Source organism: Sphingosinicella xenopeptidilytica (genome assembly GCF_042676985.1).
GTDB lineage: Bacteria > Pseudomonadota > Alphaproteobacteria > Sphingomonadales > Sphingomonadaceae > Sphingosinicella > Sphingosinicella xenopeptidilytica.
Genome location: NZ_JBHTIK010000012.1, coordinates 216,150 through 232,252 on the forward strand (window position 1 = coordinate 216,150; position 16,103 = coordinate 232,252).

Here is a 16,103-nt window from a genome sequence, read left to right on the forward strand (position 1 = left end):
TCCCTGAACAATTTCGCGCACGCTAGCGGCGCGGCGCCGGCAAGGAAAGCCGAACCGTTGCGGGGTGCGCCATGAGCCGCACCGACGATCTCGCCTTCGCGCACCGGCTTGCCGATGCCGCGGGCGAAGCGATCCGGCCGTGGTTCCGCGCCCGTGTCGAGGTCGAGACGAAGGGCGACGCCTCGCCCGTCACGGTCGCGGACCGCGCGGCGGAAACCGCGATGCGCGCGCTCATCGAGGCCGAGCGGCCCACGGACGGCATCGTCGGCGAGGAGTTTGGTGTCTCCAATCCCGGCGCCTCCCGCGTCTGGGTGCTCGATCCCATCGACGGCACGCGCAGCTTCATCGCCGGGCGCCCGATTTTCGGCACGCTGGTCGCGCTTCTCGAAGAGGGCCGCCCGGTCCTCGGCATCATCGATCAGCCGATCGGGCGGGATCGCTGGGCGGGCGCGGAGGGCGAAGCGACCACGCTGAACGGCGCGGCGATCACCACGCGCCGCTGCCCCGTACTGTCGAAGGCGCTCATCGCCTCCACCGGCCCGCAGTATTTCCACACACCCGAACGCGCGCGCTTCGAGGCGCTCGCCGCCGCGGCGGGCCAGCTCGTCTACGGCGGAGACTGCTACAACTACGGCCTCGTCGCGGCGGGCCATATCGACATCGTCGTCGAGGCGAACCTCAAGCTCCACGATTTCGCCGCGCTCGCGCCCATCGTCATCGGTGCGGGCGGTTCGATGACGGACTGGGAAGGCTGCCCCCTTACCGGCGACAGCAACGGCAGCGTCATCGCGCTCGGCGATGCCTCGCTGCTCCCCGAAGTCTCGCGCCGCCTTATCGGCTAACCTTTCTTCTTTTCGGCGGCCTTGTCCGCCGCCCGCACCGCTGCGCCGTTCGCCCCGGCCAGCACCGGCGCGCAGTTCGTGTCCTCCTCGTCGCCGAGGTCGATGAACGCCACCAGTGCGGCAAGCGGCGAAATGAGCGCGCCGAGCACGCCGCCCACCGCCGCGCGCCCCACGAGTTCGCCCGAGATCGGGTTGACCGTCGGCGCGGCAAACCACCCGCCCACGCCGATCGGCGACTGGCCGGAGAACAGGCTGGGGTTCTTGGCGTCCGCCTCCACCGCGAGGTCGAGGCTTTCGTCCTTGAAGCTGATGCGCCCGCCGCCCCGGATCACGTTCTTGCGCGTATCGATGAAGATGGGATCGGCGCGCCCCACGCCGTCCTTCACCGTGAAGGCGATCAGGCCGCAGCGGATGCGCGCGGGTTCCTTCAGCTTGTCGCCGAGTGCGGCCTCCACGAAGTCGCCGATGTCGAGTTCCAGAAGCTCAGCGTTGCGAAGCCAGAAATCGCCCTGCGGCAGGATCACGGCGATGCGCCCGTTCGCCGAGCCCAGCGATTCGCGCACATCGTTGCCGTAGCCGGTAAGATCCAGCCGGCCTTTCAGAACGCCCTTCGTGCCCGTGCTCTCGATGTCGAAGCCGCGCAGCAGGTCCGCGATCCGCACGGGGCTGAGATCAATATCATAGCGTGTGACCACCGGCGAACGGCGGGCATTGAGGTCGATGTTCCCGGTCAGTGTGCCGTCCGCGAAATCGAACCGCACGGGCTTCAGGGTCAAAAGCCGGTTGTCGAGCCCCAGCGTGAGCCGAAGGTTCTGCAGCGGGATCGTGCCCGTGCGCACGTTCGCGGCGCGATAGGCGATGCGCGCGTCGAGACGGCTCAGCCCCTCGGCATTCAACGGTGCATTCGGCAGCACGCGCGGGCGCCCGCCCTCGGTCGTGATCGCGCCCTTGCCGCCCATGCTGTCCAGCCGTTCGGGCGAAATGCCGATCCACGGGCCGGCGTCGAGGATGTCGAGCGCGCGGCTCGCGAGGTCCGCCGCGATGAACAGCCGCGCGCTGCCCGTGCGCACGGTCATGCTCCCGGAAAGGTCGCTGTCGCCGAACGTCCCCGCGATCTTGGTCATGCGCCATTCGTTCCCCACCGGCCGCAGCTCGCCGCCGAGGTCGAATGCCCGCGTTTCCGGCACGGCGACGCCGAGCAGCAGGAAGGGCGTGGCGAGATTGCCGCCCCGCGCGCGGACGCTCAGCACCGCGCCGTCCAGCTCGGTCGCACCCGGCAGCGTGCCCGCCGCGTCGATGCGGCTGTCGCCGACCTCGATGCGGAGCGCGAGGTCGTTGCGCCCGCCCGCAGCCGTCGCGTCGGGGCTTTCGAGGCGGCCCGTTACGCGGAACGCCTCCCCCATGGAGGTGCCGCCGCCCTTGAAGCCGATCGCGTTGCCGAACCGGCTCGATCGCGCGGCGATCGGCGCGAAGGCGAGGTCTGCGAAGAGCCGCCGGGGCGGGTCGCGGTAGGCGAGCGTCGTGCCGGTGATCGCCGCGTGCCGGATTTCAGGAAGCCGGAAGGGCTCGCCGCGCGTGTCGCCGAAGGTCCAGCTGTTGCGCTCGCCCGCCTTGTCCCATTCCAGCGCGAAATGCGTGTCCTGCAGCGTTGCCTGCCGGAACAGCACCTTGCCGAAGATCAGCCGCAGGATGTCGATCCGGAGGTCGATGAGCTTCGAATCGACGAAGCGCTCGCCCTCGGCCCAGTCCGGGTTGGCGATGACGAGCCTTTCGGCGCGGAATTTGATGTGCGGGTTCGAATAAAGCTGGAAATCGCCGCCGACGCTCACCTCCCGGCCCACGATGCTGGTCGCGATCCGCTCGAAGGGGCGTTCGAGAAAACGCCCCTTGGTGATGAACAGGATCAGCCACAGCAGGAACAGGATGCCGATCACCCACAGCACGGCTTTCAGCGCGAGCTTCACAGGGTTCGGAAACCGATCCCAGGTGTCTCGACCGGACTGGCCCCATTCCCGGCTCCATTCGCGGATGGACGGCGTCTGCATGGGGAGACTAACGTGCGGCGATGATCGAGCGTTCCCCGAAACATGTTCTTGCCGCCGCGCGAATCGACACGCCGACCGGCGAGATGCTCTGCGTCTGGGGCACGGACGGCCGCGTGCGGGCGCTCGAATGGGCGGATAAGGACGATCGTTTTCAGGCACTGCTCGCCCGCTATCAGGGGCCGGATACCGTGCTCGAAATGCAGGAAGCTGCGCCCGGGCATGTCTCCCGCGCGCTTGCCGCCTACTTCGAGGGTGATTTCGCGGCGACGGCGGCGATCGAGGTCGATCACGGCGGCACGGCCTTCCAGAAGGAGGCGTGGGCGGCGCTCCGGCGCATCCCGCCCGGCGAAACACGCACTTATGCCGAGCAGGCGGTCGCCATCGGGCGTCCCGCAGCCGTGCGCGCCGTCGGCGCGGCGAACGGCGCGAATCCCGTGGCGATCATTGTGCCCTGCCACCGCGTGATCGGCGCGGACGGTTCGCTCACCGGCTTCGGCGGCGGCATCGAACGCAAGCGCTGGTTACTCGCGCACGAGCGCGCGCCGGTCGCCGCGGTTCAGCCCGGACTTTTCGGATAGTTCTGGCTCAAGCCTGCCTGGAAAGCGCGAGTTTCAGCCCGAATGCGATGAAGACGCCGCCGGTCAGCCGGTCCATCGTCTTCACCACGCGCGGCCGCGCAAGGAACCGGCCGAGTGGCACCGTCGCGGCGATCAGCACGGCGAACCACAAGGTGCCGAGCACGACATGCACGCCTGCAAGAAGGAACGAAAACCCTGCAGGATCGACCCCGGTCGGGATGAACTGCGGCAGGAAGGTGATGTAGAAAACCCCGATCTTCGGGTTGAGCAGATTGGTGACGAGGCCGCGCGTGAAGGCCTCGCGCGCGCCGCCGCCGCTCGCGGCGCTGCCCACGGCGAGCGCGGTGCGCGGTTTCAGGAGCAGGCCTACGCCGAGATAAAGAAGATAGGCCGCGCCCGCCCATTTCACGATCGTGAAGGCCATTTCCGAGGCCGCGAGCAGCGCGCCGAGGCCAAGTGACACCGCCCCGCCCCAGATCAGGCAGCCGAGCCCGATGCCGAGCGCTGCGAACGCCGCACTGCGCGGGCCGGTGGCGGCACTCCGCAACACCATCGCCGTATCGACACCGGGCGTCAGCGTCAGCACGGTCGCGGCGGCGGTGAAGGCGATCAGGGATTGGGTGATGGTCATATCCGGCTTCTAGAACAGGTGATGAGTCCCGTACAGCGCCGCCCATGTGCGCTGCCGGGCTTGCTCTCCACGCTTTGCCCCGCTATAGCCCCCGCTTCGAAAAACGTGACCGCCCGGCCAGTGTGGGCTGCCGAGGCGGTCTTATAGCGTTTCAAGGAGACGGAAATGCCCAAGCTCAAGACGAAGAGCGGCGTCAAGAAGCGGTTGAAAATCACCGCGACTGGCAAGCTCAAGCACGGCGTCGCTGGCAAGCGCCACCGTTTGATCAGCCATAATTCCAAGTACATCCGCCAAAACCGCGGCACCGACGTGCTGGCCGACTGCGAGACCAAGAAGGTCTTGAAGCAGTGGGCGCCTTACGGCCTGAAGTAGGAGGATAGTCCATGGCACGTGTCAAACGCGGCGTAACCACGCACGCCAAGCACAAGAAGATTCTGAAGGCAGCCAAGGGCTACTACGGCCGCCGGAAGAACACCATCCGCATCGCGCGTCAGGCGGTCGAGAAGGCCGGCCAGTACGCGTATCGCGACCGGAAGGTGAAGAAGCGGAATTTCCGCGCACTCTGGATTCAGCGCATCAATGCCGCTGTCCGCGAAGAAGGCCTCACCTATGGCCGGTTCATGCACGGCCTGAAGCTGGCCGGCGTGGAGCTGGACCGCAAGGTGCTCGCCGATCTCGCCGTCCACGAGGGCGAAGCGTTTAAGGTCATCGTCAAGCAGGCAGAAGCTGCGCTCGCGAAGGCCGCGTAACAAACGCGAACCAAAGCAATGGGAAGGCGCGGCGCTGCTCACGGCAGCGGCCGCGCCTTTTTCTTTTATGGAACCGGGGTTCAACGATGTCCGACCTTTCCGCAGAGCAGGGCGAATGGCTCGCCAAGATTTCCGCTGCGCCTGATGCTGCCGCTGTCGAGGCGCTGCGCGTTGCCGCGCTCGGCAAATCGGGGGCGATCACGCAGCAGCTGAAGGCGCTGGGCGGCATGGACCCCGAGGCACGGAAAGTCGCGGGTGCGGCATTGAACGTGCTGCGCGAAGCGGTGTCGGGTGCGCTCTCGGCGCGCAAGGAAGCGCTTGAAGCGGCCGAACTCGATACGAAGCTCGCGGCAGAGGCCGTGGACGTCACGCTTCCCGTGGAGCCCGCGCGGCTCGGCACCGTGCATCCGGTTTCGCAGGTGATGGACGAGCTTGCCGAAATCTTCGCCGATCTCGGCTTCGCCGTCGCGACCGGTCCGGAGATCGAGGACGACTGGCACAATTTCACCGCGCTCAACATCCCGGAATCGCACCCGGCGCGCGCGATGCACGATACCTTCTATTTCCCCGAACAGCTCGCCAGGGAAGGTCGCCGGTTCCTGCTGCGCACGCATACCTCGCCCGTGCAGATCCGCACGATGGTGAGCGAGCAGCCGCCGATCCGCATCATCGCGCCGGGCCGCGTCTACCGTTCGGATTCGGATGCGACGCACACGCCGATGTTCCATCAGCTCGAAGGGCTGGTGATCGACCGGAACATCCACATGGGGCACCTCAAGTGGACGCTGGAAACATTCATCAAGGCCTTCTTCGAGGTCGATGACGTGACGCTGCGCTTCCGCCCCAGCTACTTCCCCTTCACCGAACCGTCGGCCGAGGTCGATGTCGGCTGCTCGTGGGAGGGCGGCACGCTCAAGATCGGCGGCGAGGCGTCGTGGCTCGAAATTCTCGGCTCGGGCATGGTGCATCCGCGCGTCATCGCCGCCTGCGGTCTCGATCCCGCCGAGTGGCAGGGCTTCGCCTTCGGCGCGGGTATCGATCGTCTGGCGATGCTGAAATACGGCATGACCGACCTTCGCGCCTTCTTCGATGGCGATGTGCGCTGGCTGAAGCACTACGGTTTCTCGCCGCTCGCCGTACCCACGCTTTCGGGAGGAGTCGGCGCATGAAGTTCACGCTTTCGTGGCTGAAGGACCACCTCGACACCGCCGCTTCGCTTGAAGACATCGTGCTTGGCCTCACCCGCGTCGGGCTTGAGGTCGAGGGTGTCGACAACCCTGCGAACCGTCTCGCGCCGTTCCGCGTCGCGAAGATTCTGGAAGCCGCGCCGCATCCGCAGGCGGACAAGCTCCAGGTCCTGAAGGTCGATACCGGCGCGGGCGAGCCCCTGCAGGTCGTCTGCGGCGCGCCCAATGCGCGCGCAGGGCTGTACGGCGTGTTCGCCGCGCCCGGCACCTATGTGCCCGGTATCGATGTGACCTTGAAGGTCGCGGCGATCCGCGGCGTCGAATCGCACGGCATGATGTGTTCGGAGCGTGAGCTTGAACTGTCCGACGCGCACACGGGCATCATCGACCTCTCCGGCGAACCCGTCGTGGGCACGCCCTTCGCCGAGGTGCTCGGCCTCAATGATCCCGTCATCGAGGTCTCGGTGACGCCGAACCGGCAGGATTGCATGGGCGTGCGCGGCATCGCGCGCGATCTCGCCGCGCTCGGTCTCGGCACCTTGAAGCCCGGCACGGTAGAAAGCGTCGAGGGCGGCTACGACTGCCCGGTCGAAATCCGCACCGACGACCCCGAAGGCTGCCCCGCCTTCTTCGGGCGCGTTGTGCGCGGCGTGAAGAACGGCCCGTCGCCCGCGTGGCTGCAGCGGCGTCTCACGGCGATCGGCCTGCGTCCGATCTCGGCGCTGGTCGACATCACCAACTACATCACCTTCGATCGCGGCCGGCCGCTCCACGTCTACGATCTCGCCAGGCTCTCCGGCGCCGTCGTCGCCCGCCGCGCGGCGGAAGGCGAGAGCGTCGTGGCGCTCAACGGCAAGACCTACGCGCTCACCCCGGAGATGACCGTCATCGCCGACGCCCGCGAGGTCCACGACATCGCCGGCATCATGGGCGGCGAACACTCGGGCGTCGAGACCGAGACGACCGATATCCTCATCGAGTGCGCATACTTCGACCCGCAGCGTATCGGTCGTACCGGTCGCGCCCTCGGCCTCACCTCCGACGCCCGCGCCCGCTTCGAACGCGGCGTCGACCCGGCCTTCCTCGAAGGTGGCCTCCAGCTCGCCACCCGCATGGTCCTCGATCTCTGCGGCGGCGACCCCAGCCGCGAGCTCCGCGCCGGCCGGCCCCCCGAGATCGCCCCGCAGGTCGATTACACGCCCGACCTCACCGAGCGCCTCACCGGTGTCACCGTCGACCCGGCGAAGCAGGCGGACATCCTCGCCGCCCTCGGCTTCGCCGTCGAGACCGGCGACACATGGCGCATCACCGCCCCGTCATGGCGCCGCGACGTGGACGGTGCCGCCGACATCGTCGAGGAGGTCGTCCGCATCTCCGGCTTCGATGCCATCCCTTCCACGCCGCTCCCGCGCGCTGAAGGCGTCGCGAAGCCCACCGCCACGCCCGCCCAGCTCACCGAACGTACCCTCCGCCGCGCCGCCGCCGCGCGCGGCCTCGACGAGGCCGTGACGTGGAGCTTCATCGCGCCGCAGGACGCCGAGAGCTTCGGCGGCGGCGTGTTCACGCTGGAAAACCCGATCTCCGCCGACCTCGCCGTGATGCGGCCGTCGCTGCTCCCCGGCCTCATCGCCGCCGCGCAGCGCAATAGCGACCGCGGCGCGACCTCGATCCGCCTGTTCGAACTTGGCCGCCGCTATCTCGGTGAGGGCGAGCGACTGACGCTCGGCCTCGTGCTTGCCGGGGCGCGGCAGGAAAAGGACTGGCGCGAAGGTGGTACAAAGGGCTTCGACGTGTTCGACGCCAAGGCCGAGGTGCTGACACTCCTCGCCGCCGCCGGCGCGCCGGTTGATCGCGTGCAGGCCTTTACGGGTGCGAGCCCCTGGTATCATCCGGGCCGCTCAGCGAAGCTCGGCCTTGGCCCCAAGACGATCCTCGCCGAGTTCGGCGAGCTTCATCCGCGCCTTGCCCGTGCGTTCGATCTGCAAGGCCGCGTCGCTGTCGCAGAGATCTTCCTCGACGCCATTCCCGCACCTCGCGGCAAGCGCGGCCGTGCCGTCTATTCGCCGCCGGCGCTACAGGCGGTGACGCGCGATTTCGCCTTCGTTGCCGACAAGGCGCTGGCGGCGGACGTGCTGCTGCGCGCGGTGCAAAAGGCGGAGCCGAAGCGCATTGCCGCGGTTCGCCTGTTCGATTTGTTCGAAGGCGTGGGCATCGAGCCGGGCAAGCGCTCGCTCGCCGTGCACGTGACGTTGCAGCCCAACGAGCGCAGCTTCACCGAAGAGGAAATCTCTGCGATCGCCGGAAAGATCGTCGCGTCGGCGCGCGCAGTCGGTGCCGAGCTTCGCGAATAGAGCGCAGGCCGGATTTGCGCGCTTTTTTGCCGTCCTGGCCGGGCATCTGGTAGTTTTTCTTAAGGTTCGGTCAGTAACCATGCCGACATGCCCCTGTCGCGTGCCTTCGAGCCGATCACGGCGCTTGCGCAAAAGCGCAAGCCTTTGCTGTGGCTCATGCTCGTGTCGGGTCTCATGGGGATTGCCGCGTTCATGGAACCGGCGGATCTCGCGCTCCTCACGCTGCGCAACAAGATTCGCGCCCAGCCGGTAAGCGGCGAGGTGGCCGTGGTCGGTATCGACGACGAGTCGATCGCGGTGACGGGTCCCTGGCCATGGAAGCGGGACCGCCTTGCCGCACTCACCAACCGGCTCTTTGCCTCCGGTGCCGACCGAGTGTTCTTCGATCTCTATCTGCCGCCGCTCGATGCGGAGGGAGACCGCGCGTTTGCGAAGGTCATAGACCGGCATCCGGGCGCCGTGTTCTTGGCGAGCACGAACGACTACACCGCTGATGGAAAGACGCGTGTCCTTGAGCCGTCGAGCCTTGGCGACACCGCCGAGGTGGTCTCGACGATGAAGTTCCTGCGCTACTGGAATGGCGTCCCCGATCTTGCCTATCGACAGGTGATCGGAGACCGGGTGCGCCGGTCGATGGAGACCGCGATCGCTGGTGTGGACGGACCGCTCGGCGCGCGGTTCCCGATCGATTACTCCTACACGCTGGCATCGATCCCCTACGCGAGTGCGGCCGATGTTCTCGCCGGACAATCGGAACTCGACGTCGAGGGGCGTACGGTCGTGGTCGGGCTCAATTCGAAAACGCTTTCGACACGCCTCGCCATGCCGGGACAAGGGCACGCGACGAGTGTTTTCGTTACCGTCCTCGGTGCCGAAACGCTGAAGGCCGGCCGGCCTGCTGTCCTCGGTTGGTGGCCTTTGTGGCTGTTGGCTGCCGCCGTGTCCGCAGTGCTGCTTTACGGCAGCAATCGGCTCAAATGGATGCTCGGCGTGCCGGGCCTTGCTGCGCTTCTGGTGCTGCCGCTGGTCCTCGAACACGCGCATGTGTTCGTCGAGGCCGCGCCCGCGCTGTTGCTGGCCGCGGGCTCGCTCGTCGCTTTCGCGTGGCAGCAGGTGCTCGAACGTCGGCGGGAGCTTGGTCTCGTCCATCCCGTTTCGGGTCTCCCCACCGTCAATGCGATGCTTCGCCGCGAGGATCTCGTCTCGTCGGAGCTTTTGATCGCCGCGCGCGTGCGCCGCTTTGCGGATATCGTCAGCACGCTGCCTCCGGATTTCGAACACGAACTCACCAAGCTCATCGCGGCACGCCTGTCGATCGGCACGACCGGGGCGCAGCTCTGGCACGGCGACGACGGCAATTTCGTCTGGCTGACCAACGCTTCGGAACTCGAACTGGTGGTGGACCAATTCAAGGCGATGCAACTCATCTTCCGTAGCCCCATCAAGGTCGCCGAGCGCAGCTATGATGTAGACGTTGCCTTCGGTCTCGATCGTGAAACCGCGATGCCGATGTCGCATCGCCTCGCCAGCGCCCTCGCGGCCGCGCACGCGGCAAGCGAGGAAGGCGTCTGCTGGATGGTGCACGACCCGGCGACGGCGAAGGCCAAGGAATGGAAGCTGTCGCTGCTCGGTGAACTCGATGATGCGCTCGAAGCGGGCCACATCTGGGTCGCCTACCAGCCGCAGCTTGATCTCAGAACGGCGGTGATCACCGGCGCGGAAGCGCTGGTGCGCTGGACGCATCCGGTGCGCGGCCCCATAAGCCCGATGGATTTCGTGGAGATTGCCGAGCGCAACGGCCGAATCGGGAAGGTCACGGCCTTCGTTCTCGATCGCGCCGGTGCCGTGACGCGCGATGTTCTGCGTCGCAATCCGACGTTTCGGATGTCGGTCAACCTGTCGCCGAGCGAGCTGTCTTCCCGCATGATCGTGGATGTCGTGCGCTCCGTGCTCGCACGCTATCAAATCCCTGCGGATGCTCTCGTTCTGGAAATCACAGAGACGGCTGCGATCGCCGAGGGGGAAGCCGCGCTCGCAACGCTCAACGAGCTTCGTATGCTCGGCATCGGCATCGCCATCGATGATTACGGCACGGGGATGTCGACACTGGAGTATCTGCGCAAAATCCCGGCGACCGAACTCAAGATCGATCGCCGTTTCACCAACGCGCTTCTGAATGGGCCGGCAGATCGCGCGGTGATGGTGTCGACCATCGAGCTTGCGCATATCCTGGGGCTGGAGGTCGTCGCGGAAGGGATCGAAACGCCCGAGCAGCTGTTCGCGCTTGCGCAGATCCGCTGTGATCGCGGTCAGGGCTACCACATCGCCCGACCGATGGAGGATTCCGACCTCAAGGAGATGATCGACTATCCCGCCAAGGTTAAGGCAAGTGGTTAATTTTAACGGTTAATGCTTGTAAACCATATTCGTTAAGCATAAATACCGGCATGGCAGTTTGCCATTACTGTGATGCTGGGGAACAAAAATGCGTACGAATGCGACTCGTAAGCCGGTTCAGCCCGCGAAGGGTTTCTGGGACTGGCTGTTCGGCGGCAGCTACCTCTAGGCGCTGCAGTCTAGGAGCGGCTTCACTGCCGCTCTCAACAAGAAAAGCCCCCGCTCGGGGGCTTTTTTTATTGTCCGGCAATCCGCCAGCTCTGTCTGGGGGCGTATTCGTTGCAGATAGGGAGGCAGAGGGTTAGGTTGCGGATATGACGGATGCAGAACCGCCGCCGGCGCGCCGCCGCGCGATGAAGCCGCAGTCGCTGGAGCTTGGCGGACGTTCGCTCCATCCGTCTACGCTGATGATGGGCTATGGCTATGATCCGGCGTTGTCTGAAGGCTCGCTGAAGCCGCCGATCTTCCTCACCTCCACCTACGTTTTCGAAAGCGCGGCGGACGGCAAGCGCTTCTTCGAAGGTATCATCGGCCGGCGCCCGGGCGGTGCCGAGGGTCTCGTCTATGGCCGCTTCAACGGCCCCGATCAGGAAATCCTCGAAGACCGGCTGGCGCTGTGGGAAGGCGCTGAAGATGCGCTTGTTTTCTCGACCGGTATGTCGGCCATCACCACGGCGCTGCTGGCGTGGGTGCGGCCCGGTGACATCATCGTGCACTCCGCGCCGCTCTACGCCGCGACCGAGAAGCTGATCGATGCCGTGATCGGCAAGTTCTCGGTTGGCTGGATGGATTTTCGCGCGTCGGCGAGTCGGGAGGCGATCGAGGAGACGTTGCGCGCGGCGAAGGCCAAGGGCCGTGTTTCGGTGATCTACCTCGAAAGTCCCGCGAATCCCACGAACGACCTCGTCGATATCGAGGCGGTCGCTGCGGCGCGCGACGCGGTGTTCGCGGAGGGTGAGAAGCCGGTCATCATGTGTGACAACACGTTTCTCGGCCCGGTTTTTCAGGCGCCGACGCGGCACGGCGCGGACATCTCGATCTACTCGCTCACCAAGTATGTTGGTGGCCATTCCGATCTTGTCGGCGGCGCCTGTATCGGCACCAAGGCCGCGCTCGCGCCGATCCTCGCGCTGCGCAACACCATCGGTACGATCACCGATCCGCACACCTCGTGGATGCTGCTGCGCAGCCTCGAAACCGTGCAGCTTCGTATGGAGCGCGCGGAAAGCAACGCCCGGACGCTTTGCGCATTCTTGCGCGATCACCCGAAGATCGAGCGCGTCGGTTACCTCGGTTTCCTCGAACCCGGCAGTGCCCAGCGTGATATCTACGATCGTCACTGCACCGGTTCGGGTTCGACCTTCTCGGTAATCGTGAAGGGCGGGGAGGCGGAGGCGTTTCGCTTGCTCGACAACCTGAAGCTGGTGAAGCTCGCCGTTTCGCTGGGCGGCACTGAAAGTCTTGCGAGCCATCCGGCGGCGATGACGCATCTTTCCGTGCCGGACGCGCGCAAGGCGGAGCTGGGGATCAGCGACAATCTGGTGCGTGTGTCGATCGGCGTCGAGCACGTCGACGACCTGATCGCGGACTTCAAACAGGCGCTGGAGGCGGTTTGAGCGCGCGGGTGCGGTATTCCGTCTTCGACATGGACAGGACGATCACGCGGGGCGGCTCCTATTCGCCCTGGCTGGTCTACTGGGCGTGGCACGAGGCACCGTGGCGGCTGCTGTTTCTGCCCGTGTCGCTGCTCGCGGGCGCGGCCTATGTCGCGGGCTTCGTCAGCCGGGGGCGGCTGAAAGAGATCAACCACCGGCTGCTGATGGGCAGGCGCGTGCCGATGGCGCGGATCGCGCCACGCGCCGAGGGCTTCGCGCGCCGGATGGTGCCGGGGCGCACGTTCCGGGGCGCGCAGGCGCGGATCGATGCCGAGAAGGCGGAAGGACGCATCGTGGTGATCGCCACGGCATCCTACACGTTCTACGTCCACGCCATCGCCGCACGGCTCGGCGTGGAGCACGTAGTCGGCACGAAATCGCACCGCGACGCATCGGGCGCGGTGCTTGCGAAACTGGACGGCGAAAACTGCTACGACGGCGCGAAGCGCGACATGGTGGCGCAGGCACTGCCGTCCCGCGAGACGCTGCACGTGCGCTTTTTTTCGGACCATCACAGCGATGCGCCCATGTTTGATTGGTCGGACGAAGGCTTCGTGATCAACCCGACGCCGAAACTGCGTGCGCTCGCCGAGCTGCGCGGCTGGCAGGTGATCGAATGGGAATAAAGGAAAGGGCGGGCAACCTTTCGGCACCCGCCCTTGCTTGACCTTTCGGGCCTGACCGAAACCCGCGCTTAAGCGGCGAGGTTCCGCAGCACGTAGTGCAGGATGCCGCCGTTGCGGAAATATTCCAGCTCGTTGTTCGTATCGATGCGGCAGCGCGCGACGAACGAACCCGTGCTGCCGTCGGCGCGGGTGAAGTTCACCGTCACGTCCTGACGCGGCTTGAGGCTTGCGACACCGTCGATGCTGAAGAGCTCGTCGCCTGTCAGGCCCAGTGTCTCCGCGCTGTCGCTGCCCTGGAACTGCAGCGGCAGCACGCCCATGCCGACGAGGTTCGAGCGGTGAATACGTTCGTAGCTCTCGGCGACAACGGCGCGGACGCCGAGGAGCGTGGTGCCCTTCGCGGCCCAATCGCGCGAGGAGCCCGTGCCGTATTCCTTGCCCGCGAGGACGACGAGCGGCGTGCCTTCGTCCTTGTAGCGCATCGCCGCATCATAGATCGCGAGCTGCTCGCCGGTCGGGATGTGCTTGGTGACACCGCCCTCGACGCCGGGGAGCATCTTGTTCTTGATGCGGATGTTCGCGAACGTGCCGCGCATCATCACTTCGTGGTTGCCGCGGCGCGAGCCGTAGGAGTTGAAGTCGGCGCGGCTCACCTGATGCTCGGTGAGGTAGGTGCCGGCCGGGGAATCGGCCTTGATCGAGCCTGCCGGTGAGATGTGGTCGGTGGTGATCGAATCGCCGAACACGGCGAGCGCGCGGGCGTTCACGATGTCGACAAGCGGCTTCGGCGTCATTGAGAGGCCCTCGAAGTACGGCGGGTTCTGCACGTAGGTGGAGACCGACGAGAAGCTGTAGGTGCGGCCGCCCGTTACGTCGATCGCCTGCCACTGCGCGTCGCCCTTGAAGACGTGCGCGTAGCGGGCCTTGAACATGTCCGCGTCGAGCGAGGCTTCGACGGTGGAGCGAACCTCGTGGTTCGTCGGCCAGATGTCCTTCAGGAACACCGGCTGGCCATCCGAACCCGTGCCGATCGGCTCCTTGGCGAGGTTCTTGCGCACCGTGCCCGCGAGCGCATAGGCGACGACGAGCGGCGGCGAGGCGAGGTAGTTGGCGCGCACGTCCGGCGAGACGCGGCCTTCGAAGTTGCGGTTGCCCGAGAGGACGGACGCGGCGACGATGTCGCCGTCGTTGACGGCCTTCGAGATCGGCGCGGGCAGCGGACCCGAGTTGCCGATGCAGGTGGTGCAGCCGTAGCCGACGAGGTCGAAGCCGATGGCGTCGAGGTCGGCCTGCAGCCCGGCCTTTTCGAGATAATCGGTGACGACCTGCGATCCGGGTGCGAGCGAGGTCTTCACCCACGGCTTGCGGTCGAGGCCCTTGGCGCGCGCCTTCTTGGCCACGAGACCGGCGGCGACGAGCACATCCGGGTTCGAGGTGTTGGTGCAGCTCGTGATCGCGGCGATCACCACGTCGCCGTGGCCGATATCGTAGTTCGCGCCTTCAACCGGAACGCGCTTCGCGGCGTTCCCAACCTTGAAGCTGTTCGCCAGCTCGGCTTCGAAACCGGCGGAGAGGTCTTCGAGGAGCACGCGGTCCTGCGGGCGGCGCGGACCGGCGAGGCTGGGGCGCACTTCGGAGAGATCGAGGCCGAGAGTGTCGGTGAACACGGGATCGGGCGTGGAGGCATCGCGCCACATGCCCTGCGCCTTCGCATAGGCTTCCACCATCTCGCAGCGCCAGTCTTCGCGGCCGGTGAACTTCATGTAGCGGATGGTTTCCGCGTCGATCGGGAAGAAGCCGCAGGTCGCGCCGTACTCTGGTGCCATGTTGGCGATCGTCGCGCGGTCGGCGAGGCTGAGCGCATCGAGGCCCGGGCCGTAGAACTCCACGAAGCGGCCGACGACGCCCTTCTTGCGCAGCATCTGCGTGACGGTGAGCACGAGATCGGTGGCGGTGATGCCTTCCGGCAGCTTGCCGGTGAGCTTGAAGCCGACGACTTCCGGGATGAGCATGGAGACAGGCTGGCCGAGCATCGCGGCTTCGGCCTCGATACCGCCGACGCCCCAGCCGAGCACACCGAGGCCGTTCACCATCGTGGTGTGCGAGTCGGTGCCGACGAGCGTGTCCGGATACGCGACCGTCGCGCCCGATGCATCTTCGGAGGTCCACACCGCCTGCGCCAGATATTCGAGGTTCACCTGGTGGCAGATGCCCGTTCCCGGCGGCACGACGCGGAAGTTGCGGAACGCCTGCGCCCCCCATTTCAGGAACTTGTAGCGCTCCATGTTGCGCTCGTATTCAAGCGCGACGTTCTGCTCGAAGGCCTTGGGGTTGCCGAACTCGTCGACCATCACCGAGTGGTCGATGACAAGATCGACGGGGACCAGCGGATTGATCTTCTCCGCGTCCGCGCCGAGCTTCGCCAGCGCATCGCGCATGGCAGCGAGGTCGACGACGGCGGGAACACCGGTGAAATCCTGCATCAGCACGCGCGCGGGGCGATACTGGATCTCGCGCTCGCCGAGATTGGCGGAAAGGAATGCGCGGAAGGCCTCGACGTCACCCTCGGTAACGGTGTCGCCGTCTTCGAAGCGGAGCATGTTTTCCAGCAGCACCTTCATCGAGAAGGGAAGCTGCGAGAAGTCGCCGAAGCGCTCGGCGGCGACGGGGATCGAATAATAAGCGAATTCGCGGCCGCTGACATTCAGCGTGCGGCGGGTGTTCAGGCTGTCGCGTCCGGTGGCGGTCATCTTCACGATCCCCTTGTCTTTGCCGTTCGGCCCGGCCGGAGGCGCCCTATTGCAGCGCAGCAACCGCCGGAGTCGCGGCTGCTTTAGCGAAGGGGAGCCGGGTTGGGAAGGGGACGAAAGTCGGGGGGGAGTTGTCAAAATGTTGACTTGCCGTGCTCAGGCCTGGACTCAGGGGGAGTTCTATTGCTGAGTAAGTCGGCGTGGTGAGAAGCGGTGAGAGTTAGGTTTCGTGGACAAAGCTTGACTGGAGACTCGGAGGTTGATTCAAGGCTGTCTTTTGGGAGGCGGCGTT

12 protein-coding genes are annotated in these 16,103 nt (G+C 66.1%); 9 read left to right on the top strand and 3 right to left on the bottom strand.

Annotated features, from left to right (window positions below):
• Positions 1-71: 71 nt before the first annotated feature.
• Positions 72-842, top strand: coding sequence for a histidinol-phosphatase (gene hisN, locus ACFQ00_RS16635; RefSeq protein WP_381493380.1), 771 nt, complete (start codon positions 72-74; stop codon positions 840-842).
• Here the strand turns inward: hisN and ACFQ00_RS16640 are convergent.
• Entirely contained in the window at positions 839-2,887 is a 2,049-nt protein-coding gene (locus ACFQ00_RS16640) for an AsmA family protein (protein WP_381493383.1), read from the bottom strand. The two genes, hisN and ACFQ00_RS16640, sit on opposite strands and share 4 nt — an antisense overlap.
• A 20-nt stretch (positions 2,888-2,907) precedes the next feature.
• Here ACFQ00_RS16640 and ACFQ00_RS16645 point away from each other — a divergent pair, with 20 nt between their 5' ends.
• Complete coding sequence (locus ACFQ00_RS16645) at positions 2,908-3,465, top strand: methylated-DNA--[protein]-cysteine S-methyltransferase (RefSeq protein WP_381493386.1); 558 nt, start codon at positions 2,908-2,910, stop codon at positions 3,463-3,465.
• Between the two features lie 7 nt (positions 3,466-3,472).
• On the opposite strand, the gene ACFQ00_RS16650 is transcribed toward ACFQ00_RS16645, so the two are convergent.
• The gene (locus tag ACFQ00_RS16650) at positions 3,473-4,096 is read right to left on the bottom strand and encodes a LysE family translocator (RefSeq protein WP_381493389.1); all 624 of its coding nucleotides are present in this window, start codon (positions 4,094-4,096) and stop codon (positions 3,473-3,475) included.
• Positions 4,097-4,261: 165 nt separating this feature from the next.
• Between ACFQ00_RS16650 and rpmI the strand changes: the two genes are divergently transcribed.
• The 7 genes from rpmI to ACFQ00_RS16685 all read left to right on the top strand — a co-directional run bounded on the left by rpmI (position 4,262) and on the right by ACFQ00_RS16685 (position 13,061).
• On the top strand, positions 4,262-4,468 hold the full coding sequence (gene rpmI, locus ACFQ00_RS16655) for a 50S ribosomal protein L35 (protein ID WP_121050721.1): 207 nt from the start codon (positions 4,262-4,264) through the stop codon (positions 4,466-4,468).
• A gap of 11 nt (positions 4,469-4,479) precedes the next feature.
• Entirely contained in the window at positions 4,480-4,845 is a 366-nt protein-coding gene (gene rplT, locus ACFQ00_RS16660; protein WP_374595573.1) for a 50S ribosomal protein L20, read from the top strand.
• A gap of 86 nt (positions 4,846-4,931) precedes the next feature.
• Positions 4,932-6,014, top strand: a complete 1,083-nt coding sequence (pheS, locus tag ACFQ00_RS16665; RefSeq protein WP_381493394.1) for a phenylalanine--tRNA ligase subunit alpha — start codon at positions 4,932-4,934, stop codon at positions 6,012-6,014.
• Positions 6,011-8,383 (top strand): phenylalanine--tRNA ligase subunit beta, encoded by a 2,373-nt coding sequence (gene pheT / locus ACFQ00_RS16670; protein ID WP_381493397.1) that lies wholly within the window; start codon positions 6,011-6,013, stop codon positions 8,381-8,383. Before pheS ends, pheT begins: the two co-directional genes overlap by 4 nt.
• An 87-nt stretch (positions 8,384-8,470) precedes the next feature.
• On the top strand, positions 8,471-10,780 hold the full coding sequence (locus tag ACFQ00_RS16675; protein ID WP_381493400.1) for an EAL domain-containing protein: 2,310 nt from the start codon (positions 8,471-8,473) through the stop codon (positions 10,778-10,780).
• Between the two features lie 314 nt (positions 10,781-11,094).
• A complete protein-coding gene (locus tag ACFQ00_RS16680; protein ID WP_381493404.1) occupies positions 11,095-12,396 on the top strand; it encodes a cystathionine gamma-synthase family protein in 1,302 nt (433 codons plus the stop codon).
• Positions 12,397-12,404: 8 nt separating this feature from the next.
• A complete protein-coding gene (locus ACFQ00_RS16685) occupies positions 12,405-13,061 on the top strand; it encodes an HAD family hydrolase (protein WP_381493406.1) in 657 nt (218 codons plus the stop codon).
• Between the two features lie 68 nt (positions 13,062-13,129).
• On the opposite strand, the gene acnA is transcribed toward ACFQ00_RS16685, so the two are convergent.
• On the bottom strand, positions 13,130-15,811 hold the full coding sequence (acnA, locus tag ACFQ00_RS16690; RefSeq protein ID WP_381493409.1) for an aconitate hydratase AcnA: 2,682 nt from the start codon (positions 15,809-15,811) through the stop codon (positions 13,130-13,132).
• Positions 15,812-16,103: the final 292 nt, after the last annotated feature.

Bases quoted from the DNA above. Each gene is read 5' to 3' on its own strand.
- hisN (WP_381493380.1), top strand. From the start codon at position 72: ATGAGCCGCACCGACGATCTCGCCTTCGCGCACCGGCTTGCCGATGCC.
- ACFQ00_RS16640 (WP_381493383.1), bottom strand. From the start codon at position 2,887: ATGCAGACGCCGTCCATCCGCGAATGGAGCCGGGAATGGGGCCAGTCC.
- ACFQ00_RS16645 (WP_381493386.1), top strand. From the start codon at position 2,908: ATGATCGAGCGTTCCCCGAAACATGTTCTTGCCGCCGCGCGAATCGAC.
- ACFQ00_RS16650 (WP_381493389.1), bottom strand. From the start codon at position 4,096: ATGACCATCACCCAATCCCTGATCGCCTTCACCGCCGCCGCGACCGTG.
- rpmI (WP_121050721.1), top strand. From the start codon at position 4,262: ATGCCCAAGCTCAAGACGAAGAGCGGCGTCAAGAAGCGGTTGAAAATC.
- rplT (WP_374595573.1), top strand. From the start codon at position 4,480: ATGGCACGTGTCAAACGCGGCGTAACCACGCACGCCAAGCACAAGAAG.
- pheS (WP_381493394.1), top strand. From the start codon at position 4,932: ATGTCCGACCTTTCCGCAGAGCAGGGCGAATGGCTCGCCAAGATTTCC.
- pheT (WP_381493397.1), top strand. From the start codon at position 6,011: ATGAAGTTCACGCTTTCGTGGCTGAAGGACCACCTCGACACCGCCGCT.
- ACFQ00_RS16675 (WP_381493400.1), top strand. From the start codon at position 8,471: ATGCCCCTGTCGCGTGCCTTCGAGCCGATCACGGCGCTTGCGCAAAAG.
- ACFQ00_RS16680 (WP_381493404.1), top strand. From the start codon at position 11,095: ATGACGGATGCAGAACCGCCGCCGGCGCGCCGCCGCGCGATGAAGCCG.
- acnA (WP_381493409.1), bottom strand. From the start codon at position 15,811: ATGACCGCCACCGGACGCGACAGCCTGAACACCCGCCGCACGCTGAAT.